Annotated in this window: 24 protein-coding genes; 23 read left to right on the top strand and 1 reads right to left on the bottom strand. The window is 44.3% G+C overall.

Features of this window, described 5'->3' with window-relative positions:
* Window positions 1–6 precede the first annotated feature (6 nt).
* The 13 genes from hisC to ABVF09_RS10900 all read left to right on the top strand — a co-directional run bounded on the left by hisC (window position 7) and on the right by ABVF09_RS10900 (window position 11,548).
* Window positions 7–1,113 carry a histidinol-phosphate transaminase gene (hisC, locus tag ABVF09_RS10960; RefSeq protein WP_371069195.1) on the top strand — a complete coding sequence of 369 codons (1,107 nt, stop codon included), beginning with the start codon at window positions 7–9 and terminating at the stop codon, window positions 1,111–1,113.
* Window positions 1,110–2,210 carry a prephenate dehydrogenase gene (locus tag ABVF09_RS10955; RefSeq protein WP_026570129.1) on the top strand — a complete coding sequence of 367 codons (1,101 nt, stop codon included), beginning with the start codon at window positions 1,110–1,112 and terminating at the stop codon, window positions 2,208–2,210. Before hisC ends, ABVF09_RS10955 begins: the two co-directional genes overlap by 4 nt.
* A 14-nt stretch (window positions 2,211–2,224) precedes the next feature.
* Complete coding sequence (gene aroA, locus ABVF09_RS10950) at window positions 2,225–3,523, top strand: 3-phosphoshikimate 1-carboxyvinyltransferase (RefSeq protein WP_371069194.1); 1,299 nt, start codon at window positions 2,225–2,227, stop codon at window positions 3,521–3,523.
* Between the two features lie 51 nt (window positions 3,524–3,574).
* Complete coding sequence (locus ABVF09_RS10945; protein ID WP_026771252.1) at window positions 3,575–4,450, top strand: hypothetical protein; 876 nt, start codon at window positions 3,575–3,577, stop codon at window positions 4,448–4,450.
* Window positions 4,451–4,484: 34 nt separating this feature from the next.
* On the top strand, window positions 4,485–5,747 hold the full coding sequence (locus tag ABVF09_RS10940) for a tetratricopeptide repeat protein (protein ID WP_153462724.1): 1,263 nt from the start codon (window positions 4,485–4,487) through the stop codon (window positions 5,745–5,747).
* 23 nt (window positions 5,748–5,770) lie between these two features.
* The gene (locus tag ABVF09_RS10935) at window positions 5,771–6,337 is read left to right on the top strand and encodes a ReoY family proteolytic degradation factor (protein ID WP_026570131.1); all 567 of its coding nucleotides are present in this window, start codon (window positions 5,771–5,773) and stop codon (window positions 6,335–6,337) included.
* A 119-nt stretch (window positions 6,338–6,456) separates the two neighbouring features.
* Window positions 6,457–6,915: a DUF2487 family protein gene (locus ABVF09_RS10930; protein WP_026570132.1), complete on the top strand. Its 459-nt coding sequence runs from the start codon at window positions 6,457–6,459 to the stop codon at window positions 6,913–6,915.
* Window positions 6,916–7,160: 245 nt separating this feature from the next.
* The gene (locus tag ABVF09_RS10925) at window positions 7,161–7,670 is read left to right on the top strand and encodes a QcrA and Rieske domain-containing protein (protein WP_026570133.1); all 510 of its coding nucleotides are present in this window, start codon (window positions 7,161–7,163) and stop codon (window positions 7,668–7,670) included.
* 3 nt (window positions 7,671–7,673) lie between these two features.
* Window positions 7,674–8,348 (top strand): menaquinol-cytochrome c reductase cytochrome b subunit, encoded by a 675-nt coding sequence (gene qcrB / locus ABVF09_RS10920; RefSeq protein ID WP_026570134.1) that lies wholly within the window; start codon window positions 7,674–7,676, stop codon window positions 8,346–8,348.
* A 33-nt stretch (window positions 8,349–8,381) separates the two neighbouring features.
* Window positions 8,382–9,161: a menaquinol-cytochrome c reductase cytochrome b/c subunit gene (locus ABVF09_RS10915; protein ID WP_026570135.1), complete on the top strand. Its 780-nt coding sequence runs from the start codon at window positions 8,382–8,384 to the stop codon at window positions 9,159–9,161.
* 66 nt (window positions 9,162–9,227) lie between these two features.
* A complete protein-coding gene (lhaT, locus tag ABVF09_RS10910; protein ID WP_026570136.1) occupies window positions 9,228–9,815 on the top strand; it encodes a lipoprotein heptaprenylglyceryl N-acetyltransferase LhaT in 588 nt (195 codons plus the stop codon).
* A 205-nt stretch (window positions 9,816–10,020) separates the two neighbouring features.
* Window positions 10,021–10,788 (top strand): sporulation protein YpjB, encoded by a 768-nt coding sequence (locus tag ABVF09_RS10905; protein WP_026771254.1) that lies wholly within the window; start codon window positions 10,021–10,023, stop codon window positions 10,786–10,788.
* A 70-nt stretch (window positions 10,789–10,858) separates the two neighbouring features.
* Window positions 10,859–11,548 carry a zinc metallopeptidase gene (locus tag ABVF09_RS10900; protein WP_026570138.1) on the top strand — a complete coding sequence of 230 codons (690 nt, stop codon included), beginning with the start codon at window positions 10,859–10,861 and terminating at the stop codon, window positions 11,546–11,548.
* A gap of 209 nt (window positions 11,549–11,757) precedes the next feature.
* Here ABVF09_RS10900 and ABVF09_RS10895 read toward each other — a convergent pair whose 3' ends face one another.
* Entirely contained in the window at window positions 11,758–12,633 is an 876-nt protein-coding gene (locus ABVF09_RS10895; RefSeq protein ID WP_035426708.1) for a YitT family protein, read from the bottom strand.
* Window positions 12,634–12,819: 186 nt separating this feature from the next.
* On the opposite strand from ABVF09_RS10895, the gene ABVF09_RS10890 reads away from it, so the two are divergent.
* From ABVF09_RS10890 to dinG, 10 genes are all read left to right on the top strand, one after another.
* On the top strand, window positions 12,820–13,176 hold the full coding sequence (locus ABVF09_RS10890) for a nucleotide pyrophosphohydrolase (RefSeq protein WP_371069193.1): 357 nt from the start codon (window positions 12,820–12,822) through the stop codon (window positions 13,174–13,176).
* Window positions 13,169–13,969 carry a 4-hydroxy-tetrahydrodipicolinate reductase gene (gene dapB, locus ABVF09_RS10885; protein WP_026570141.1) on the top strand — a complete coding sequence of 267 codons (801 nt, stop codon included), beginning with the start codon at window positions 13,169–13,171 and terminating at the stop codon, window positions 13,967–13,969. Before ABVF09_RS10890 ends, dapB begins: the two co-directional genes overlap by 8 nt.
* A 10-nt stretch (window positions 13,970–13,979) precedes the next feature.
* Window positions 13,980–14,381, top strand: coding sequence for a methylglyoxal synthase (gene mgsA, locus ABVF09_RS10880; RefSeq protein ID WP_026570142.1), 402 nt, complete (start codon window positions 13,980–13,982; stop codon window positions 14,379–14,381).
* A gap of 19 nt (window positions 14,382–14,400) precedes the next feature.
* Window positions 14,401–15,534 (top strand): N-acetyl-alpha-D-glucosaminyl L-malate synthase BshA, encoded by a 1,134-nt coding sequence (gene bshA / locus ABVF09_RS10875; RefSeq protein WP_153462720.1) that lies wholly within the window; start codon window positions 14,401–14,403, stop codon window positions 15,532–15,534.
* Complete coding sequence (locus ABVF09_RS10870) at window positions 15,531–16,733, top strand: CCA tRNA nucleotidyltransferase (protein ID WP_026570144.1); 1,203 nt, start codon at window positions 15,531–15,533, stop codon at window positions 16,731–16,733. Before bshA ends, ABVF09_RS10870 begins: the two co-directional genes overlap by 4 nt.
* Window positions 16,705–17,679 carry a biotin--[acetyl-CoA-carboxylase] ligase gene (locus ABVF09_RS10865; RefSeq protein WP_026771259.1) on the top strand — a complete coding sequence of 325 codons (975 nt, stop codon included), beginning with the start codon at window positions 16,705–16,707 and terminating at the stop codon, window positions 17,677–17,679. Before ABVF09_RS10870 ends, ABVF09_RS10865 begins: the two co-directional genes overlap by 29 nt.
* A gap of 15 nt (window positions 17,680–17,694) precedes the next feature.
* Entirely contained in the window at window positions 17,695–18,537 is an 843-nt protein-coding gene (panB, locus tag ABVF09_RS10860) for a 3-methyl-2-oxobutanoate hydroxymethyltransferase (RefSeq protein WP_026570146.1), read from the top strand.
* A complete protein-coding gene (panC, locus tag ABVF09_RS10855; protein WP_371069192.1) occupies window positions 18,538–19,407 on the top strand; it encodes a pantoate--beta-alanine ligase in 870 nt (289 codons plus the stop codon).
* 11 nt (window positions 19,408–19,418) lie between these two features.
* Entirely contained in the window at window positions 19,419–19,802 is a 384-nt protein-coding gene (gene panD / locus ABVF09_RS10850; RefSeq protein WP_026570148.1) for an aspartate 1-decarboxylase, read from the top strand.
* 342 nt (window positions 19,803–20,144) lie between these two features.
* Window positions 20,145–22,943 carry an ATP-dependent DNA helicase DinG gene (dinG, locus tag ABVF09_RS10845; protein WP_371069191.1) on the top strand — a complete coding sequence of 933 codons (2,799 nt, stop codon included), beginning with the start codon at window positions 20,145–20,147 and terminating at the stop codon, window positions 22,941–22,943.
* Window positions 22,944–22,955 lie beyond the last annotated feature (12 nt).

The following is a 22,955-nucleotide window of genomic DNA, read 5'->3' as shown; positions in this document are numbered from 1 at the left end:
GGAGTAATGTTAGCGAAAAAAGTATTCAAAGGGATGGGGCCCTACAAACCAGGTAAACAAATAGAAGATGTGAAGGCGGAATACGGACTCGAGAAAATAATCAAGCTTGCTTCCAATGAAAATCCATTTGGCTATTCACCAAATGTTGAACAGGCCTTGCCTGAACTGATCAAAAGTCTGGAAATATATCCTGATGGTTACTCCACCGTTCTCCGTGCAAGACTGGCCGAGAGGCTCGGAATTGATGGTGAACAGCTGATTTTTGGATGCGGCTCTGATGAAATAGTGGAAATCATCAGCCGGACCTATCTGGATGAAGGAACAAATACAGTGATGGCTCATCCGACATTCCCGCAATATAAACACAATGCATTGATTGAAGGTGCTGTAGTCCGGGAGGTGCCTTTAGTGGATGGATATCATGACCTTAAGGAAATGCTGAACCAAATCGATGACGAGACCAAAATATTGTGGCTTTGTTCTCCGAATAACCCGACTGGTTCTTTGATTAATAAGGAAGGTTTCCGTTATATAATGGAGAATTGTCCAGACCATGTACTGGTCGTAGTGGATGAAGCCTACTATGAATATATCGAAACAGACGATGCTCCAGATACGGTCAAAGAGCTGGAAACGTACGCAAATCTGATTGTGCTGAGAACTTTTTCCAAGGCATTCGGGCTGGCCGGATTACGTATCGGATATGGAATTGCAAGCAAGGAGATCGCCACACTGCTCAATATTACCCGTGGTCCTTTCAATACTACATCCACCGCTCAAAAAGCAGCTCTGATTGCGTTGGAGGACGAGCGGTTCTTGCAGGAATCTGTAGAAAAAAACATTGAAAACAAGCAACAATTTATGGCTTTCTGTGATCAAGAAGGGCTGGATTACTATGATTCACAGACGAATTTTCTTTTTGTCAAGTTGCCTGTAAGCGGCGATGAAATGTTTGAACATTTACTCAGTAAAGGATTCATCGTCCGTTCAGGAGATGCTCTGGGCCATCCAAAAGGAATCCGTGTCACCATCGGCGATCGGGAAGATATGATAGAACTTGAGACGCATATAAGTGAATATTTGACCTCTTTAAAGGAAGGGAAGAAACAGTGAATAAAACGGTCTTGGTCGCCGGTCTTGGATTGATCGGCGGTTCTATCGCACTATCAATCAAACAATCAGGCAAACACCGTATAATTGGCTATGACATCGATTCTTCCGTACTAGAGTATTGCCTGCTGAATGGGATTATAGAGGAAGGACAGGAGGATTTTGCAAAGGCAGCCCGCATGGCGGATTATATCATCCTGGCGGCTCCCGTATCGACGACCATCCGGCTTATTCAGCGGCTAGACACTATTTCGCTGGATAAAGAAGTGATTGTATCCGATGTTTCTTCTGTCAAACGACCGATTATGGAAGCGGCCCAATCGCTGACTTCACCGTTTATCCGATTCATTGGCGGTCACCCGATGGCCGGTTCGCATAAGAAAGGGATTGAAGCTGCCAGAGTCCATCTGTTTGAAAATGCCATTTATGTCTTGTCGCCAATGTATAACTGTACAGATGATGAGGTGGAAGAACTGAAAGGCTTGCTGATGGGAACAAAAAGCAAGTTCATGACATTGGATCCGGTAGAACACGATGAAATGACCAGTGTTATCTCGCATTTTCCTCACTTGATTGCATCTTCGCTTGTCCATCAGGCCAAGAACTGGCAGGAAACGCATCCGTATATACCAAAACTTGCTGCCGGCGGTTTCCGGGATATCACTCGGATTGCGTCCAGCAATCCCGAAATGTGGCAGGACATCTTTTTTCACAATCGTCAGGGTATGGCCGGTTTGCTGGAGGATTGGATTTCTGAAATGAGCTCGTTGAAGGAACTGCTCGATAACGGGGATCGGAAAATGATGTATGATTATTTAGAACAGGCAAAGGAGTACCGGGATGGACTGGCACCAAAGAAAAAAGGGGCGATTCCGGCCTTTTACGATCTTTATGTCGATATTCGCGACCAACCGGGAGCCTTGCTTAAGGTAGTACAACTTTTGGCCTCCAGTCAAATCAGTATAAACAATATCGAAATACTGGAGATTCGTGAAGGAATAACAGGCGTTCTCCGCTTAAGTTTCCCTGATAAAATTTCTCAGCAAGACAGTGATCGGATTTTAACAGGAAAAGGATACGAAACCACCATACAAGAGTAAAAGGAGAAGAGAAAATGGCTCAGCGAACTTTCCATTCTGCCAATTCTCCACTGTCTGGAGAATTGGCAGTTCCAGGAGATAAATCGATCTCTCATCGTGCTGTGATTTTCGGTGCACTAGCAGAAGGGGTTACAGAAATTACAAACTTCTTGCGTGGAGAAGATTGTTTCAGGACTATTGATGCTTTTCGTGCGATGGGTGTACACATTGAGGTGGAAGAGGGGAAAATCACTGTATATGGAAAGGGGAAAAGTGCTCTTAAAGAGCCTTCCCAGCCTATCAACCTGGGGAACTCGGGAACAACTGCCCGCCTATTGTTGGGAGTTCTGGCCGGGTTGCCTCATCATTTTGTTTTATATGGAGATGATTCATTGTCTCGGCGCCCGATGGATCGTGTGACGGTCCCCTTAAAACAAATGGGAACAGAAATCGATGGGAGATCAGGCGGAAGATTGCTCCCCTTGGCAGTAAGAGGTGGAAAGCTTCATTCTATAGATTATGAACCGCCTGTAAAAAGTGCCCAGGTGAAATCCTGTGTCTTGTTGGCAGGTTTGTTGGCGGATGGCAGAACCACTGTTACGGAAAAAACCGAAACCAGAAACCATACCGAAACCATGCTGCGCGGGTTCGGTGCCACACTCGACATCGATGGGGAACGGATATCGATCGACGGGGGACAGAAGCTGACAGGTACAAACGTGGAAGTACCCGGTGACATTTCATCTGCTGCTTTCTTTGCCGTGGCGGCAGCCATGGTGCCTGGAAGTTCTCTCCTTCTCAAACGGGTCGGCCTTAATCAGACGAGAACCGGGATACTGGATGTCCTTTCGAAAATGGGGACGAAACTTACTATTCTGGATGAAAAAGTGAACGGCGGGGAGGCATTGGGTGATATACGAATCGAGTATGCCCCGCTCCGTGGTACTGTCATTTCCGGAGAATTAATACCGCGTTTGATTGATGAGTTGCCGATCGTGGCTTTGCTGGCTACTCAGGCAGAAGGGGAAACACATATTCGTGATGCAGAAGAATTGCGCTATAAAGAAACGGACAGAATTGCAGCTGTTGCCAAAACACTGCAGGAATTGGGAGCGAAAGTGGATGCTACAGAAGACGGATTGATCATTAAAGGGAGTACGCCCCTGCACGGCGGAACGGTCGATTCATATGGAGACCACCGTATCGGAATGATGGCCGGAATAGCTTCACTTGTGACAAAAGGGGCAGTAACGTTGAACGACCCCGACTGTATCAATATCTCCTATCCCGCTTTTTTTGATCACCTAGAAAAAGTTACAAAAGATCATTCATAGTTGTCCAATTGCCCTCATAGTGTGTATAAATCCTGTTGGAGGTGTACAAACATGGGGGCTTACTATTTTTATAATGAACATGTCTATGACGAAGATGGGTGGCAGTCAAAAAGCATGATGATAGAAAATGATAGATTCATCCGCCGAATCAATGGCAATACATCGGCAAGGGAAATGAATACCAGACAATTTTGGGTAGGTCCTGGAAAGGTGTACTTAGATATAGAAGAGCCTTTTTATCAACAGGCATCCTTGGGGACGAATTTAAAAAAGTTTATCTATCGAGGATGTACTTTGCTGCTCTGTCAACTGCCGATCCTCACTCATAGCGATTATAAAAGAAATTTCATCTCTTTCCGGAAGAAGCTGGCAGAGTCTCCGATTGATTATATGATTGTCCCAAGGATACCTTTGTCGCAAGTACATCCGGAAATGGTTCGTTTTTTCGGAAGGCAGAAAGTCCCGTTCATCCTTGTTGAACAGACTTCTGTCAAGAATGGACAAGAGATAAAATGGGAATGGATTCATCAGGCTCAAAGTCTCACAAAAATACCGCTCATCATGCTTTCTTCCTCCAAACGGGCCAACAGGCAACAAACCTTGGACCTGACGAACATTGCTTCTGAACTTGATCTTACCCTCGTCGAACCATCAGAGTTAGAACTGCCCTTGTCAAAAAAACTGTTAAGAAAGACAGGAATTTCTCCATATAAAGGCGAATTAATACCGCATGCCAGTGCTGACTACAATTTGTTCCTCTTCCAAGAAAACCAATCCATTGATGAACCGCACAATTTCAGATATCATAAAGCTATTCCCGAGGTTACAGTCGCCAAAGGAAAAGTAATCAAAGTAAACCATATCGTTAAATGCCGGAAAGGTAACGGCATGTATAAGAAAGTGTCCATACCTGGTCACTTTGTATAAAGCGTTGTGCGGTAATGAGAAAGGATGTCCTAGCATGCAGGAAATTCATGAAGCGATAAAATTGATGGAGCAAAATAAAACAGAGGAAGCGATCGATAGACTGGAAACCTATCTCCCTGTGGCAAATGAAGAAGAAAAATACACAATCGGCGAACTTTATATGCAATGGGGGATGCTGGAGGAAGCAAAGTTTATTTTTCAAGCCCTTTCCGACCAATACCCTAAGGAAGCAGAATTGAAAATCATGCTGGCGGAAATCCATATCGATCTTGATGAGGATGAAGAGGCAATCGATGTCTTGAACCGTTTTTCTCCTGAAGACGAAGAATACATGGAAGCGCTCGTTCAATTGGCAGATCTATACCAGGCACAAGGGCTGTTCGAGGTATCCGAACAGAAACTGCTGGAAGCGAAAAACTTTGATCCTACAGAGCCGGTAATCGACTTTGCGTTGGGAGAATTGGCTTTTTCTACTGGTGAATACCAGAAGTCGATTCCTTACTATGAAAAAGTGGCGGAAGTACAACCGGTGATCGGTGATATCGAAATTGCAGCAAGGCTGGCAGAGGCATATGCCGCTACAGGAGAGTTCGAAAAGGCGATCGAGCATTATCAGGAGATGGAAAATGAAAATCCTGACAACTTATTTAAATACGGGTTTACTGCATACCGGGCACAAAGGCCGGACATCGCCATCAATGTCTGGGAACAGGTGGTCAAAAATGATCCATACTATCAATCTGTTTATTTATATTTAGCACAAACATATGAGTCCGAAGGGATGATAGAAGAAGCATATGAAACTGCGAAGAAAGGCTTGAAAGCAGATGAGTTCAACAAGGAACTTTATCATCTAGCCGGTGTTCTTGCACTTAAACTGGGGCATCAGGAAGAAAGCTATCAACTTGTCGAAAAGGCAGTTGCAATGGATCCGGGATTCAAAGAAGCTGTGCTGTTTTTAATTGAAACTTACAAAGGGAACAGTGATTACGAAGCGATCGTAGAGCTGTTGTCGGGACTTTTGGAAAACGGGGAAGAGGATGCCAATTACCGTTGGGAACTTGCTCGGGCATACCAGGAAACAGAATCCTATCAGGATGCATTAATTCAATATCAAACTGCATATAATAACTTTACAGAAGACTCAGACTTCCTCAAAGAATATGGATATTTTCTTGTAGAGGAAGGGAGGATGCAGGAAGCGAAAGAGGTGTTTGCCAAGTATCTGAAGGTGGAGCCAAGCGATACAGAAATCGAGGAATATCTCAGCCGTTTGACCGAGACGGAGGATTTTTAACTCTCTTTAAGAAGGAGGGAGCAATGACGTTGAACACGCCAATTTCGATTAAGGACAAAAAAGAATTTATACGTTGGTTTTTAAGGAATTATCAACTGAAAAGAAGAGAAAGTGTCTGGATTCTGAACTATTTAATTAACCATGAAACCCTATTAGAACGCGTCCATTTTATCAGGGAAGCAAGATATTGTCCGCGGGGAATTGTCATCTCTACCTTCTGCTCAGAGGAAGCTCCATTTCGCTTTTATAAAAACCATATTGTCACGACGGATGCAGAAAAATCATTTCATGATATCCGGTTGAATCGAAAAGACCCGGTATATATTCAGCTCAATTTTAAAAATTCTAATCAATCAGCTTCTTATGTGGCAGTTTTGGAAGATAATCCTTACCTCCCGGATGACTATTTTATTACGAAGAAAGACCGTAGGGTTGCGAAAGACATGTTGGAAAAATCCATTTATCAAACCCAAAAACAAAGATTGCAAGAAGGTATTGATTTGGCATTGGATAACCGGGACCAGGCAACTTTTGACCGGTTGATCAAAGAACTGAGGGAACTGGAAGATAGATATGTACAGGTGAAGTAGCTGAAAACTCAGTATGGTCTTCAGAAGCAAGAGAGCGAATTTCATTTTTATTGGATGAAATTCGCTCTTTTTTATGATATTTTTAGTAAAGTGACAAAGAATAGGAAAGGTGACAGGCCATGCAATGGAACAAACAAGACTTGGGTCAGTATTTTACCGCAGAAGAGTATATTGATACATTACTCATTCCGCTGATGCAAGTTACATTCAAAGATCAGAAGGAAATGGAAAAGAGTGCGGTCCAACAGGAAACAGGAATGATATTTGTAAGAGAAATGGAAAAGCAATTTAAAGGAAGAATCTTTTTAATGCCAGCTTATCATTATCTTGCTTCAGAGGACCTGTCAGCAGAAGTAACGCGGTTGAATGAATGGGCGGCTAAAGCAGGCGAGAGGTCGTTCAAGCATGTGTTCTTTTTCAGTTTCGATCCTCATTGGAAGAAACAGGAACGGAACTTGGAAGGGAACTTGTTATGGATGCCGGCCATCCAATCCGGAGACACACAGTCAAAAGAAACGCAGTCCATTATCAAAAACCAGGTCGCCCAGCTGACCGACCTGATTAAGACCTACTGGTAAATCAATTCATGACCGGACTATTGTGAACTAGAAAGCAAAATGCGGTAGGAAGTTGCAGTAGCCTGCATCAAAAGGAAATGGCTATCACCGATTTGCGGCACATAGCCAATCAGCTCATCTTAATAGAAACTTTGTCCGCCTGCTCATAATTTATTGACCGGACAAACAGATTGCGCTATCATGGATATGTCCTAGTAAACTTGATATTATCATGTGTTGGATTTTAGCATAGAGGGGGGTAAACCATGAGTGAAAAGAGACAACAAGTGTCCCGTCGCCAGTTCTTGAATTATACGCTTACAGGCGTGGGTGGGTTTATGGCTGCCGGAATGCTTGCGCCGATGGTGCGTTTCGCTATCGACCCTGCGTTGCAGGCTTCTAGTACTGGCGAATTTAAAGCTGTTGAAGACGTGGAAAACATCACGGAAGAACCTACAAGGGTTGACTGGGAAATTGATCAGGTCGATGCCTGGTATGAGTCAACCGTAACAAAAACTGCCTGGGTCTACAAAGATGAAAATGGTGATATAGTGGCACTGTCTCCGATTTGTAAGCACCTTGGCTGTATGGTTACATGGGCTGGCAATGACGATTATCCTGATCAGTTTTATTGCCCGTGTCATGATGGCCGTTATTACAAGAGCGGTGAAAATGTACCCAATACACCGCCGCCGGAAGGTTTGGATTACTACGAATATAAAATTGAAGATGGGACCTTATTGCTTGGACCTACAAAACCGAGAGGGGAGGCGTAATCTATGCTGCAAAAACTTTATGACTGGGTAGACGAGCGCGTTGATATTACGCCTTTGTGGCGGGATATTGCCGACCATGAGGTGCCGGAACACGTTAATCCTGCACATCACTTTTCGGCGTTTGTATATTGTTTTGGCGGACTGACATTTTTTGTGACAGTCATCCAAATCCTGTCGGGTATGTTTTTGACCATGTATTATGTACCGGATATTGAAAACGCGTGGAGATCTGTATACTATTTGCAGACGGAAGTCGCCCACGGACAAATCGTTAGAGGAATGCATCACTGGGGTGCCAGTGTCGTAATCGTCATGTTGTTCCTACATACTTTACGTGTATTTTTCCAGGGAGCGTATAAAAAGCCGCGTGAATTAAATTGGATGGTCGGTGTATTGTTGTTCTTCATCATGCTCGGCCTAGGCTTGACTGGTTATCTGCTTCCATGGGATAACAAAGCTTATTTCGCAACCCAGGTAACACTGGAAATAGCCGAGAAAGTACCGTTCATCGGTGAAGCCACCAAGACATTACTGGCAGGGGATCCAAACATAGTCGGTGCACAAACCTTGACCCGATTCTTTGCCATTCATGTATTTTTCCTGCCGGCTGCGTTATTCGCCCTGATGGCTGTCCACTTTATCTTGATCCGAAAGCAAGGTATTTCTGGACCACTGTAAGCAACGATGACATCGTAAAAAGGAGGGAAAGCTGTGCATAAAGGGAAAGGGATGAAGTTTGTCGGTGATTCTCGGATCACTGCTGAACGAAAGCCTAATATACCGAAGGACTATTCAGAGTATCCAGGGAGAACAGAAGCATTTTGGCCGAACTTCCTATTGAAAGAATGGTTGGTTGGGGCGGTATTTCTTGTTGGTTTCTTATGTCTGACTGCCGCTCATCCGGCGCCACTTGAAGGAATCGCCGATCCGACTGCTGCAGGTTATATACCATTGCCAGACTGGTATTTCTTATTTTTATACCAATTCTTGAAGTATGAATTTGCCAGTGGCCCATATTTTGTCATAGGGGCCATCGTAGCACCAGGTTTGGCTTTTGGCGGACTTTTGCTGGCGCCGTTCCTGGACAACAGGCCAGGAAGAAAAGTTTCCCAGCGTCCAATTGCCGTATCGCTGATGTTATTGGGTATGGCAAGTGTTTTCTGGCTTACTTATGAAGCTGCAGAGCACGTGAACTGGGAACAAAGAGCAGAGGAAAACACGCCTGAATTGCCAACGGAAGTGGAAATTGACGAAGATCATCCAGGTTATGAAGTTTATCAAAACAACAGCTGTATACAATGTCACGGCGAAAGCCTGGAAGGTGGGGCAGCAGCTCCTCCGTTAACAGACATTGACCATTCAGTAGATGAAATCAAAGATATAGCTCAAAACGGTATTGGAGATATGCCTCCTGGGCAATTCGAAGGTACCGATGAAGAATTGCAGCAATTGGCTGAGTTTATTGTCGAAGTCAATGAAAGTGGAGAATAAGTCAATTTACAAAACCCTCGCCGACATTTACAGGCGAGGGTTTTTTGAGGATGAAAGGGAGAAGAAATGTATAACTATTTATTAACCAATAAACCGTTTCTTTGGACACTGTTCGTCGTCAATATAATAGGTACGATTTACGGCTACTTTTGGTATGGAAGCCAATTGGCGGTTACACCTGCAATTTTTCTGCCATTTGTACCGGATAGTCCGACGGCAAGTCTGTTTTTTTGTATTTTTCTGGCGTTCTTCATAATTGGAAGGAATGCGCCGTATGTAGAAGCTTTGGCCATCATCACCTTATTCAAGTATGGTGTATGGGCAGTAATAATGAACCTGCTTACTTTGTACACAACTGGCGATTTGGTCTGGCAGGGGTATATGCTGATGGTTTCACATGGAGCGATGGCTGTTCAAGGTTTATTATATGCCCCTTTTTATAAAATAAAGCTGCGGCACCTCATGGTGGCAGCCATATGGACTTTACATAATGATATTATTGATTACGTCTTCGGCATGATGCCGGTTTACTCCTCGTTAACAGATTACATGAATGAAATCGGCTACTTTACTTTCTGGCTGAGCATTGTTTCGGTCGCTATTGCTTATTACTTAACCGTTCACAAGAAACGAAAAAGAAATCTTTACCAATGATAAGTTCACATGATCTCTGTTCGTTATCCAACAGGATTCACGAACCGACCTGTACCAGCATGGCCCCTTTTTCAGGGAGATAACTATTCGAGCACCTTGCACACACAGTACTAAGCTATGTTCGATTAGAAACATTATCTTTCTGGTCTAATCTTGTCCCCTTTCTCATACATTGAAAGAGGAATAGGTTAGAGAGGGGATCTCGATGAATAGGACAAGTTTTGCACGATTATTTCTTTGTTTTTTGCTGAGCGTCGGTACATTTTTATCAGGGAAGGCCGTCTTGGCACACCACCAGGATGTTCATTCCTCCATCTACCAGTATGTCCGCTTTGTACAGGAGGAAAGATATGAAGAGGCCGAAGCCTTGCTGCAGCACCATTCAGACGAATTCACCCAATATGCTTCCGAACATACCGACGCTGAAAAGGAAAAAATTGCTGCCGATGTTCTGCAACGAAACCTGCAAGCTGTCGCGGTCCCGGAGGAAAAAGGTTCGCAGCTGTATACCAATGCAATGTCATTGCTTCTTGTATATGATGCTTTAAAAAATGAACCGGAACCACTTTGGATGTCTTGGAAGCAGGAACTCCAAAATGAAATGGAACAACTGTCAACAAGGGACGAACAGGTTTCCTTACAAGATAAAAATCGTTTTACGACACATTGGAATATTATGGAGCCGGCATTAAAGCTGGCTGTCGAAGAGGATGAGTATATTCAGACGAGTGCAGCTATCCGGTATTTGCTTGCTTCGATGGACAGTCCCAAGGGGCAGGAGAACTTGATAAAAGCTGCTGATCAATTGCATAAAATAGAAACAGGAAATGATGACACATTGAAACGGAATTTAACTTTGATTTTCATGGTGGCTGCTGTCGGTGGTTTCATTATCATCACCCTTTCCTATGTAGCCTGGAAAAAGTATAAAGGGGAAAGAAAGAGCCAGGAGAACAAAAGAGAAAATAGTTGACTATTTGCTCATTTTTGACTAAAATTGACCTTAATGAAAGCAATGAAATTAAAACGATGGAGGAATGGGCATGTTCGCTTCTTTAGGCGGCTACTTAATTTATATTGCGCTTTTGATGATCATCCCTTTATGGGCTCAATCAAAAGTGAAAAGCACCTACAAAAAATACTCGCAAGTTGCAACTTCTTCCTATATGACAGGGGCACAGGTAGCCCGGAAAATATTAGATGACAACGGCATTTTCGATGTGCAGGTTGAGGAGACGCGCGGCACACTTTCCGATCACTATGATCCGAGGAAAAAAGTTGTCCGGTTGTCCACAGACAATTACCATGGTCATTCGATGGCTGCTTCTGCGATTGCAGCGCACGAAGTGGGGCATGCAATCCAGGATGCAGAGTCTTATGCGTTTCTCCGTTTCCGGCATTCACTGTTTCCGCTGGCCAATCTAGGTTCCAATTTGTCTTTTATCTTGATCATTGCCGGTGCGATTATGGGTATGATGAACCTTGTATTCGTAGGTATTGTGTTCATGTCGTTTGCTGTATTGTTCCAGCTGGTGACGCTTCCGGTCGAGTTCAATGCTTCGAGCCGGGCGATGGGGCAGCTGGTTTCCAGCGGCATCATCCGCAATAATGAAGAGCGGAAAACGAAGAAAGTGTTGAATGCTGCCGCTTTGACTTATGTGGCTGCTGCGATGGTTGCTGTGGCAGAGTTAATCCGCTTTATTTTGATGTTTGTAGTGTCAAATGAAGACTAAAAGATAAGACAAACATGGTCAGGGCCAAGAGCATAGCATAGTTAACAAGCTAAAACCGAACGGTGATTCGAACTAAGGATTCGAACTCGTTCGGTTTTTTTATGGAAATACCCTGAAGCATTCCCTTCTTTCTGTAGGGTTTCTTACGAGTTTGCCGAGCTCATGGCAGCCGGTCGGAAAGACAAAGCGGTTCATTGCTGTTCTCGAGATCAGTCTTGGAGCGGTTGTTTATTTTCGTCGAGCGTAAATCCCTCGCCGAGAACATCATGTACAGAAGTGACGGCTACAAATGCATGCGGGTCAACACTGTTGATGATATTTTGCAGTCGTACGATTTCATTTCTCCCCACCACACAATACAATACTTCACGGTTTTCTCCTGTATATCTGCCTTTACCTTGCAAGACCGTGACTCCTCTATCCATCCTGCGCATGATTTCTTCAGAAACTTCGTGGCTGTGATTGGATATGATGGTCGCACCTCTAGCCGCATACGCCCCTTCCTGGATGAAATCGATGACTCGAGCGGCTACATAGACAGCTACAAGCGTGTACATCCCTTCGACAAGCTCTAAATAAGCGATGATTGAAGTGGAGATGACAATGGCGTCGAATAGAAACATGGTTTTGCCCATACTCCATCCGGCATACTTGTGAACGATTCTGGCAATGATGTCGACCCCGCCTGTCGTTCCGCCGTATCGAAAAATGATACCAAGCCCGATTCCGATTGACACTCCGGCAAAAAGCGCAACCAGCGTCATGTCGGATTCCAAATGAAGATAAAATTGGTGGGCTTGAAAGATACTTAAAAACAAGGACACGGCCAACGTTCCTATAACTGTATAAATAAAAGTATTGCGGCTTAAAAATCGCCAGCCGACGATGAATGCCGGTACATTCAATACAATATTCATAATGGCGGGGTCCCATCCCCACAAGAAATAAAACAGCAAGGTTATACCGGTAAAACCACCTTCACCCAGTTCATTTTGCATATTAAAATGAACGATTCCGAAAGCAAATACAGCAGACCCGAACAGGATGAACAGTGTATTTTTTAATTTGATGCCGAAAAAACTCATTCCATCACCTCTTCTAATAGAATTACCTTAACCATTATAGACAATCCCCGACTAGGTAACAATCCTAACCGTTCCTGTATTAAAAATTTGTCAAACGACCTCCTTTTAGCTAACATATTAATTGATTGAACATAAAAAAGCCAAGCTCTCCTCCGCATGGGGTTGCAGTAAAAAGGAGTATCGGAGATGGATAACGAATTAAGATATACCACCGTCGACATGCAAAAAAGAGTGGATGATTACATAGGACAATTCAAAGAAGGATATTTTTCTCCATTGAGCCTGATGGCGAGGCTCACGGAAGAAGTCGGGGAACTGGCACGGGAAGTGAACCATCATCATGGAGAAAAACCGAAAAAAGCTTCTGAACAGGAAAAAACGATGGAAGACGAATTAGGTGACGTGTTATTTGTCGCCATATGCTTTGCCAATTCATTGGGTATCGATCTTTCCGAGGCATTTGAACGGTCGATGAGCAAAATAGAGACAAGAGACAAAAATCGTTGGACAAGAAAAGACGGAGAGGGGAACGATGATGAGTAAAACAAAGGTGATTGTAGCAGGACCACGCGGGAAAATGGGTAGTGAAGCGCTTCGCATGATTGCCAGACAGGATGACCTGGAACTTGCCGCTTGTCTTGATCGTAAGAACGACGGTATGCTCGTGAAGGATATAGATGGACTGCCTGCTTTTGATGCTCGTATTTATGAGAACGTGGAAGAGTGTTTCCGCGATGTGGAAGCAGATGTACTGGTGGACTTGACTACCCCTGAATACGGATACTTGCATACAAAGACGGCTTTGGAGCATGGCATCCGTCCGGTTGTCGGGACAACCGGTTTCACGGAGGACCAACTCGAAGAATTAACGAAATTGGCAGACGAAAAACAATTAGGAGCGGTCATCGCTCCAAACTTCGCATTGGGAGCTGTTTTGATGATGCAGTTTTCCAAATGGGCGGCGAAATATTTTCCCGACGTCGAAATCATCGAACGTCATCATGATAACAAGCTTGATGCCCCATCAGGCACAGCTGTAAAAACCGCCCGGTTGATTCAGGAAGTGAGGGAAAGCAAGCGGCAGGGCCACCAGGATGAAAAGGAAACCATCGATGGAGCAAGAGGGGCCGATGTCGATGGCATGAAAATCCACAGTGTCAGGCTGCCTGGACTCGTGGCACATCAGGAAGTCGTTTTCGGAGCTTCCGGCCAGAATTTGACCATTAAACATGATTCTTTCCACCGGGAATCCTTTATGTCGGGAGTGAAACTGGCGATTGATCATGTAATGAAACTGGATTTATTGGTTTACGGCTTGGAAAATTTACTGGAATGAGGGGATTAAGGTGAACATTGCTCTTATAGCACATGATAAGAAGAAATCAGACATGATAGAATTCACCATTGCTTATACACATATCTTGGAGAAACATCAGCTATACGCAACCGGAACAACCGGATCCAAAATAGCTGAAGCAACCAATATGGATATCCACCGTTTTCAATCAGGGCCACTTGGCGGTGATCAGCAAATCGGGGCGATGATTGCGCAAAATGACATGGATGTAGTCATTTTTTTTCGAGACCCGCTTACTGCGCAGCCGCATGAGCCTGATGTCAGTGCCTTGATGAGACTGTGCGATGTTTACCAAATTCCTTTGGCTACCAACCTCGGAGCAGCGGAAATTGTCGTACGGGCTTTGGAGCACGGGGATTTTCAGTGGAGAGAAATTGTCAAAGGAAAATAATAAGTTAAGGAAGTCAATCATGAAAAAAATCGGTATAACCTGTTATCCATCGGTTGGTGGATCAGGAGTCATTGCGACAGAATTGGGCAAACTGCTGGCAAAACAAGGGAACGAAATCCACTTTATCACTTCCAGTTTGCCGTTCCGCCTACAGGGAGTGGATTCCAATATCTATTTCCACGAAGTCGAATTGAATCACTACCCCGTTTTTCAATACCCGCCATATGACTTGGCGCTTGCCAATAAGATGGCAGAAGTTATCGATCAGGAAAAGCTTGACATTCTTCATGTTCACTATGCAATGCCGCATGCCGTTTGTGCCATATTGGCAAGGGATATCGCTGAGCATGATGTGAAAATCGTCACCACCTTGCATGGAACGGATATTACAGTATTGGGGATCGATAATAGTTTGACCAAGATGATCAAACACGGCATCGATCAATCCGATGCCGTTACAGCAGTTTCCCGGAGCCTTGTCGCCCAGACTAAAGAAATGCTTGGAGTGGAGAGAAATATAGAAGTAATCTACAACTTCATCGATGAACGAGAATATCATCAACGGGAAAATCAACGCCTAAGACAGGATTATGGCATCACTGATGAGGAAAAAGTCATCATCCATGTCTCTAATTTCAGGAAAGTTAAACGTGTAGCAGATGTGATCGCTGCCTTTCATGAAATCCAGGAAAAGGTGCCGGCGAAACTACTGCTTGTAGGCGATGGACCAGAATATTCCGAAATGTGCCAGTTAGTTAAGCGGCTTGGTATAGAAAATCGTGTCCTGTTCCTGGGACGACAGATAAACGTCAGTGATTTGTTTTCAATCGCCGATTTAAAGTTGCTTTTATCGGAAAAGGAAAGCTTCGGGCTGGTGCTCTTGGAAGCGATGGCCTGCGGTGTTCCTTGCATCGGAACCAATGTCGGCGGTATCCCGGAAGTCATCGAGCATGGGCGCACTGGTTTTATCACCGAGCTGGGTGACGTAAAGAGTGTAGCGGAACGAGCTGTCCAACTGCTCACGGACGGGGATTTGTGGCAGGTTTTTTCAGAAAAGGCCGTACAGTCGGCTCATGGACGGTTTCGCGCTGAAAAAATATTGGCAGCATATGAGCAAGTTTACGAAGGTGTGATGACAGGTGATCATAAATGATGTTTCCGGCATTTTCTAATGGAATGGATATATTGGAAAAACTAGAGCGGCATGGTCATTCTGCCTTCTTTGTCGGTGGAGCAGTTCGCGACTTTTTGATTGGTCGACCGGTCGGCGACATCGATATTACGACATCGGCAAAGCCGGAACAGGTAATGGAGATTTTTCCGAAAGTGATACCGGTTGGAATCGAACATGGAACTGTTATCGTGCGCCATGTCGGGGAGTCATTCGAAGTGACAACTTTTCGCGTAGAAGAAGGGTATTCTGATTTTCGCCACCCGGATGAAGTAGAATTCGTCGATGACTTGGAACAAGATCTCGCGCGCCGTGATTTCACGATGAACGCCATTGCCATGGATAGACGGGGGAAGGTGATTGATCCATACGATGGGGAAAACTCCATCAAGAACAAAGTGATTCGTACGGTCGGAGTCCCTGCGGAACGTTTTGCAGAAGATCCGCTTCGGATGCTGCGCGCGCTTCGTTTTGCCAGTCAGCTGGATTATCAATTAGATTCAGCGACATTTTTTGCATTAGCCGGTGGAGTGGAAATGATAAAGGAAATATCGATCGAGCGTATTGCCATGGAATTGGAGAAATTGTTTGCCGGTCCGTTTGTCAGCAACGGTATCGAGTTATTGAACAAGTCAAACCTTATCGATTGTCTGCCTGTATTTGAAGGAAATCAGCGTTTACAAGCATTTTTGTGGAATATAAAGGTGCCGTTTGGACAGTTGGCAGAGCTAATTTGCATGCTGGTATACTGGGAGAAGCGAATCACAATATCAGAATGGATCAAAGCATGGAAGCTATCCAATCGAACAAAAAAAGATGCTGAACACTTGTTAGAAGCGATTTCCTGCAGCAGTCAAAAACAAATCGATGCCTGGCTTGTTTATCGGTTGCCCAGCCATCTCTTAGACAGTTTTATCCGATTGCATACCAGCTATATATCACCGATAAGCCGGGAAGAAATCAACAAGCTGATCAATTCACTACCAATCAGGCACAAAAAAGACCTGTCCATTACAGGAGCAGATCTCATCGAATGGTTCCCAAAACGAGAAAAAGGCCCTTGGATCAATCAAGCGCTGACCACTTTGGAGAAAATGGTGGTAATCGGTGAGCTGCCAAATCAAAAAAAAGCATTGAAGGAGTGGTTGATACGTGAATACCACCCGCAATCAACTGATTGAACTTCTGAAAAGAAATAATCAGTCATTTATTTCTGGCCAGGAGCTTTCAGAAAATCTGGGGATTTCCCGCACAGCAGTATGGAAGCATATGAAAGAGTTGGAGAAAGAAGGATACCAAGTGCAGGCCATCCCCAGAAAAGGATATCGCATAAGCGGCCAGCCTGATAAGCTAAGTGCAAGTTCCGTGAAATGGGGGTTGAGGACCACATGGGCAGGAAAACAACTGTTTCATTATCCAGTTGTTGAATCCACTCAAGCAATCGGACATCAACTTGCCCAGAAAGGATCTGAAGAAGGTACAGTCATCCTTGCCGATGAACAAACAGCAGGTAAAGGAAGAATGGGCCGGAAGTGGCACTCAGCAAAAACGGAAGGAATTTGGATGAGTATGATCCTTCGTCCTCCAATCCTGCCTTACAAGGCACCGCAGATTACGTTGCTGACAGCAGTAGCCCTTGCTGAAACCATCGAGTCATTGACGAAATCCAAACCTGCAATAAAGTGGCCGAACGACATATTCTTTCAAGATCGCAAGGCTGCCGGAATTTTAACGGAAATGCAGGCCGAGCAAGATGAAATTCAATACATAGTTTTGGGGATAGGCATGAATGTCAATCAGTCAATAACCGACCTTCCTGAAGACATTCAGAAGACGGCGACATCACTAAAGCATGAGACTGGCACTGATTGGGATTTAGCTCCTATCATACAACAAATATTAGCTGCTTTTGAAATGCACTATGAAAATTATCTTCATCATGGTTTTAAAGCTGTAAAAGAGAAATGGGAACATTATGGCTATAAAATTGGTGATCAGGTAAGCGTATCTGCAAATAAGCAAAAGTATAAAGCAGAAATTATAGGGCTTGCAGAAGATGGCGCATTGAAGGTTCGCAAACCAGATGGTTGTGAAGAAAATCTGTATTCCGCAGAAATCCATTGGTGAAAAGGGGAAAACATAATGTTGACTGTTTCTCATTTGCAAAGCATGAAAGAAAAGGGCGAGAGAATAACAATGCTCACTGCTTATGACTACCCGTCCGCTAGGCTTGCGGAGCAGGCAGGTATTGACATGCTTCTTGTCGGAGATTCTTTGGGGATGGTCGTACTCGGTTATGCTTCTACTGTACAGGTTACCACCGACGATATGATACATCACGGTAAAGCGGTTGCCAGAGGGGCCCGTGATACTTTTTTAGTTGTGGATATGCCATTCATGTCTTATCACGTATCGTTAGAGGATTCGTTGAACAATGCTAAACATCTTTTCCAGGAGACAAATGCCCATGCATTGAAAATTGAAGGGGCTTCATCGGAAAACTTAAGGTTGATTGAAAGACTGACAGCAGCGGGAGTACCAGTGGTCGCCCATTTAGGATTGACTCCACAGTCTGTAAATGTGTTGGGAGGCTACCGGGTACAAGGAAAAGATCGGCACACAGCTCAAAAGATTTGGGAAGAGGCAAAAGCTGTAGAAATGAGCGGAGCAGTTGCCCTTGTCCTGGAATGTGTTCCGAAAGAGCTTGCGGAAACCATTACCGGTTCTTTATCCATTCCCACTATCGGGATTGGTGCAGGAAAAGCTTGTGATGGGCAAGTGCTTGTCTACCATGATGTACTTCAGTATGGTGTCGCTCGTTTGCCTAAATTCGTAAAAGCTTATATGGATGCTAATGAGGATATTACGGATTCATTGAAAAGGTACATCGAAGAGGTTAAATCATCCAGATTTCCAGACGATGATCATTCCTTCACCATGAACCAGGAGTTTTTGCCTGAAGTGAATCGGGAGGAAGAAAAGTAGATGGAAATAATCAGGTCAGTTAAGCAGCTCCGGCAACAAGCAGAGAAATTGCGGCAATCAGGCAAACGGATTGGTTTTGTGCCTACCATGGGGTATTTGCATGAAGGCCATCAGGCGCTGATGGAAAAAGCGAGAAACGAAAACGACATTTTGATCGTCAGTATTTTTGTCAATCCCTTGCAGTTTGGACCTGGCGAGGACTTTGACACATATCCGCGAAATCAGGAACGGGATGCACAAATTGCCAAAACCCAACACGTTGATATTTTATTTCTTCCAAGTACGGAAGAAATGTATCCGAAAGAACAGGCCATTACTATGCGGGTCGTCCGCAGAGCGGATGTATTGTGCGGAAAATCACGGGAAGGTCACTTTGATGGTGTTGTTGCAGTGCTTACGAAACTATTTCATCTTGCACAACCGCACCGCGTATACTTCGGCATGAAGGATGCCCAGCAAGTTGCAGTAGTCGATGCTTTGGTGAAAGACTTTAATTTTCCGCTCGATATCGTTCCGGTTTCGACAGTCAGAGAGGAAGACGGTTTGGCAAAAAGCAGCCGGAATGTCTATCTTTCCGATCAAGAACGACAGGAAGCAAAAGAAATATATCAAGCTCTGATGCACGGAAGGCAATTAATTGTTGACGGAACGAAAAATCCTGATACGATTGTAAAAGAGGTCGAAGATTTCATAAAAAAACGTACCCATGGTAAAATAGATTATGTGGAATTATTAACTTATCCGGAATTGACTCCAATGAATGTCGTGCAGCGGCAGGTGATTCTCGCAGCAGCTGTCCACTTTGAAAAGGCAAGGTTGATCGACAATTTGGTGCTTGACCAGAACGGTCTTCTATCCGAAGGGTTATAGGAGGAAAAAATATGTTACGTACCATGATGAAAGCGAAAATTCATCGTGCTCGTGTGACAGAGGCCAACCTGGATTATGTTGGCAGTGTTACCATTGATTCTGATATTCTCAAACGGGTGGGCATTTTGCCAAACGAGAAAGTGCAGATTGTAAATAACAACAATGGGGAACGCCTGGAAACGTATGTCATTCCCGGAGAACCGGGAAGTGGCGTCATCTGTCTGAATGGCGCGGCAGCACGGTTGGTGCAAAAAAATGATGTGGTAATCATTGTTTCTTATGCAATGGTTGCAGAAGAAGAGTTAGCAGATTTCTCTCCAAAAATTGCCTTGATGAATGAATATAACCAAATAGTAGAGCTTATAGAAGAAGAACCGCCGTTGACAGTCATCTGAACATTAAACGATGAAATGAATACCATAAGGGACATCCCTAGTTTGAAACTCTTATCAACGTGGTGTGTGATAAGGGTTTTTTTATCTTAGCAATATAAGTAGCCGGATGAAGCTGGTCCTTTTGTTCATCCAGCTTCAGCGCCTGCCCCCTTGAGGTCTTAAGAACAAACTCAGTGTGGCAAAAGCACCACACCGAATTTGTTCTTAAGCTTGTCGGAGGCCCATACGATGTGGGTCATGCAGGTGTCGCCACAGGAGGTGGCGAATTTAGCCTGTACACTTACAAACCTGCGTTTCGCTTTTGACCGTACATAGTAATTTGATAGTCATGGAGGTGAGAAAATGCAAACTTTTGCAGTAGTCGATTTGGAAACTACCGGTCACACACCATCTAAAGGGGATAAAATAATTGAAATTGGAATAGTGGTATTACAAAACGGAACGGTTGTTAAAGAGTTTTCCAGCTTGGTGAATCCAGGAACAACCATTCCCCCGTTCATCACCAATTTGACCGGTATACGGGATGAAGACGTAGAGGATGCTCCCGTGTTTCCTGATATAGTCGACGAGGTGATTACTTGTTTCGCGGATGCTTACGTAGTGGCCCATAATGTACCCTTCGACCTTGGCTTCCTTAATTATGAAATACAGACTGCTGGCAGGAAGGCTTTACAACACCCTGTGCTGGATACTGTCGAGCTTGCAAGGATTTTATTGCCGCAGGCTCCCGGATTTAAGTTAGGGCAGCTTTCTGAATATTTATCCTTAAGACATGCTGATCCGCACCGGGCGTTGTCCGACGCAGATGTAACGGCAAAATTGCTGTTATGTTTATTTGCCAGGTTGGAGTTGCTGCCACTTGAAACATTGACACAGCTGCAGTCCTTGGAAACAAGGCTGAAGAGTGATCTGTTCGCAATCCTTCAAGCGTATATGGATGCGGCCGCTTTTACCGAGCAAGAGAGAGAGGACCTTGAGATTTTCCGTGGGATTGCACTGAAGCAAATTCCCGACCGTGAAGCTTCCGAGGGGCAGCCCTTGCCAGCTTACGCAGATTTTTTGGACCTTATTTATGAACAAGGTGGAAAGCTGTCAGGTTTTATGGCAGGGTATGAAAAAAGACCAGGGCAGCGAGAAATGTCAGAGACGGTCTTCGATGCTTTTGAAAGCAAGCAACATGCATTGATAGAAGCGGAAACCGGCACGGGAAAGTCGATGGCTTATTTGCTGCCGGCAATTTATCAATCGTTGGCAAAAGGGCAGAGAGTCGTCATCAGTACGCACTTGACGCAACTGCAGTCCCAACTGCTTGAAAAAGAAATACCGCTGCTCCAAGCAATGGTGGAGTTACCTTTCCAGGCAGCGTTGATCAAAGGAAAGCAACATTACATAAGCCTTAGTAAATTTGAAAAAGAAATTTTTTCGGAACAGCAGGATAATTATGATATTACCCTTACGAAAGCAATCCTTCTAGTATGGCTGACCGAAACGGATACAGGAGATATCGATGAAGTCCAGCTGCCTTCAAGCGGAAAAAATTTTTTCCGCAGTATCTCTACAGAGTCAGAAGGGTATCTTGATCCCCGTTCGCCCTGGTTCAGCCGATCCTTTTACCAACGGGTGAGGAACAAGGTGCAACATGCCAATCTGGTCATTACCAACCATTCCTTGTTCTGTACCGATTTGACTAGTGATTTCCAATTGTTGCCTTCCTATAAAATGGCAATCATTGATGAAGCACATCATCTGGAAGCCACGGCCGCAAAACATTTTGGATTGAAATTGGACTATGTGGGTATTCAGCATTTATTCAATCGCATCGGAACCACGGATCCAGGCGATTGGTTTCACCGTGCTCTAGCCGCATCAGAGGAAATACCAGAGGCATCCGGAAATTGGGATGACTTGTGGCAGCAGTCTAAAGTGGAAGCGGATGAGTTATTTCGTTATGTTTTTCACTACGTTTTGGAACAAAACAGGCGAAATACTGCCCTGAATGATATTGGAAGGATGCAATTTCGATTTGATAAAGATAACGAGGATACCCAATCTTGGAATGCAATTAAGGAAATGGCTGGCAGGTTAAGCTTCTTGATCAGAGATCTGATCCATATATTGTCGCAAATCAAAAAAGCAGAAGGCGGAACGGAAACTGGTTCCCAAGCAACCGACTTGATGGACGAGGTGCAGAGCTTTATCGAATTGTTGCAAAATCTCATCGACGAACTGGAACATTTTTTCTTTTCTGCTGATCCTAATCAAGTGAAGTGGGCAGAAATCGAAGCACATGGAGCAAAAAATGCTGTTTATTTGTATAGCGAACCAGTAGAGGTGGCAAGTGCATTATTTGAAGATCTGTTTTCCAAAAAAGACAGTATTGTGCTCACCAGTGCAACTTTGAGCATGAATAAATCATTCAATTATATACGAGAAAGGTTGGGCCTGCCTTCTGAAACGACCATAGAGAAAAAAATACAATCTCCTTACCAATACAATCAACAGGTTCAGTTAATGGTACCGAACGATTTCCCTGATATGAAATATGGCAACCCAGAAGCGTATATTTTGGCCGTTTGTGAGGCTGTTTATTCTTTGGCCGAAATTTCGGAGGGAAGAATGCTTGTATTGTTCACTTCTTATGATATGCTCCGTAAAGCCCACCAGGTATTGAAGGAGCTTACAGAGGAAAAAGATTTCATCCTCATTGCACAAGGAATATCGAGTGGGAGCCGGGCGCGTTTGAAAAAGAATTTCCAGGCTTTCGAGCGGTCGATTCTGTTAGGAACCAGTTCCTTCTGGGAGGGAGTTGATATACCGGGAAGCGACCTGTCTTCTCTCGTGATTGTCCGTTTGCCTTTTCAGCCACCGGATCATCCAGTATACCAAGCTAAATCGGCACAGTTAAAAGAAACAGGAAAGAATCCGTTCATGGAGTTGGCGCTTCCCAATGCGGTTATCCGCTTTAAACAGGGATTTGGCCGCTTGATCAGATCCAGCACAGACCGAGGTATTGTCATGATTTGTGATGAACGGATAGTCAAAGCGAGATATGGAAAATATTTTACTGATTCTATTCCAGAAGTACCGATAACCTACGATTCCACTTCGAAGATAATTGAAAAAGCTGAAGCGTGGTTATGATATGAATCGTTT

Origin of the sequence: Sediminibacillus sp. JSM 1682029 (assembly GCF_041366435.1) — a bacterium.
Classification (GTDB): Bacteria; Bacillota; Bacilli; order Bacillales; family Amphibacillaceae; genus Sediminibacillus; species Sediminibacillus terrae.
Note: the sequence above shows the minus strand (reverse complement) of the source record. Positions and strands in the feature narration are given on the sequence as shown.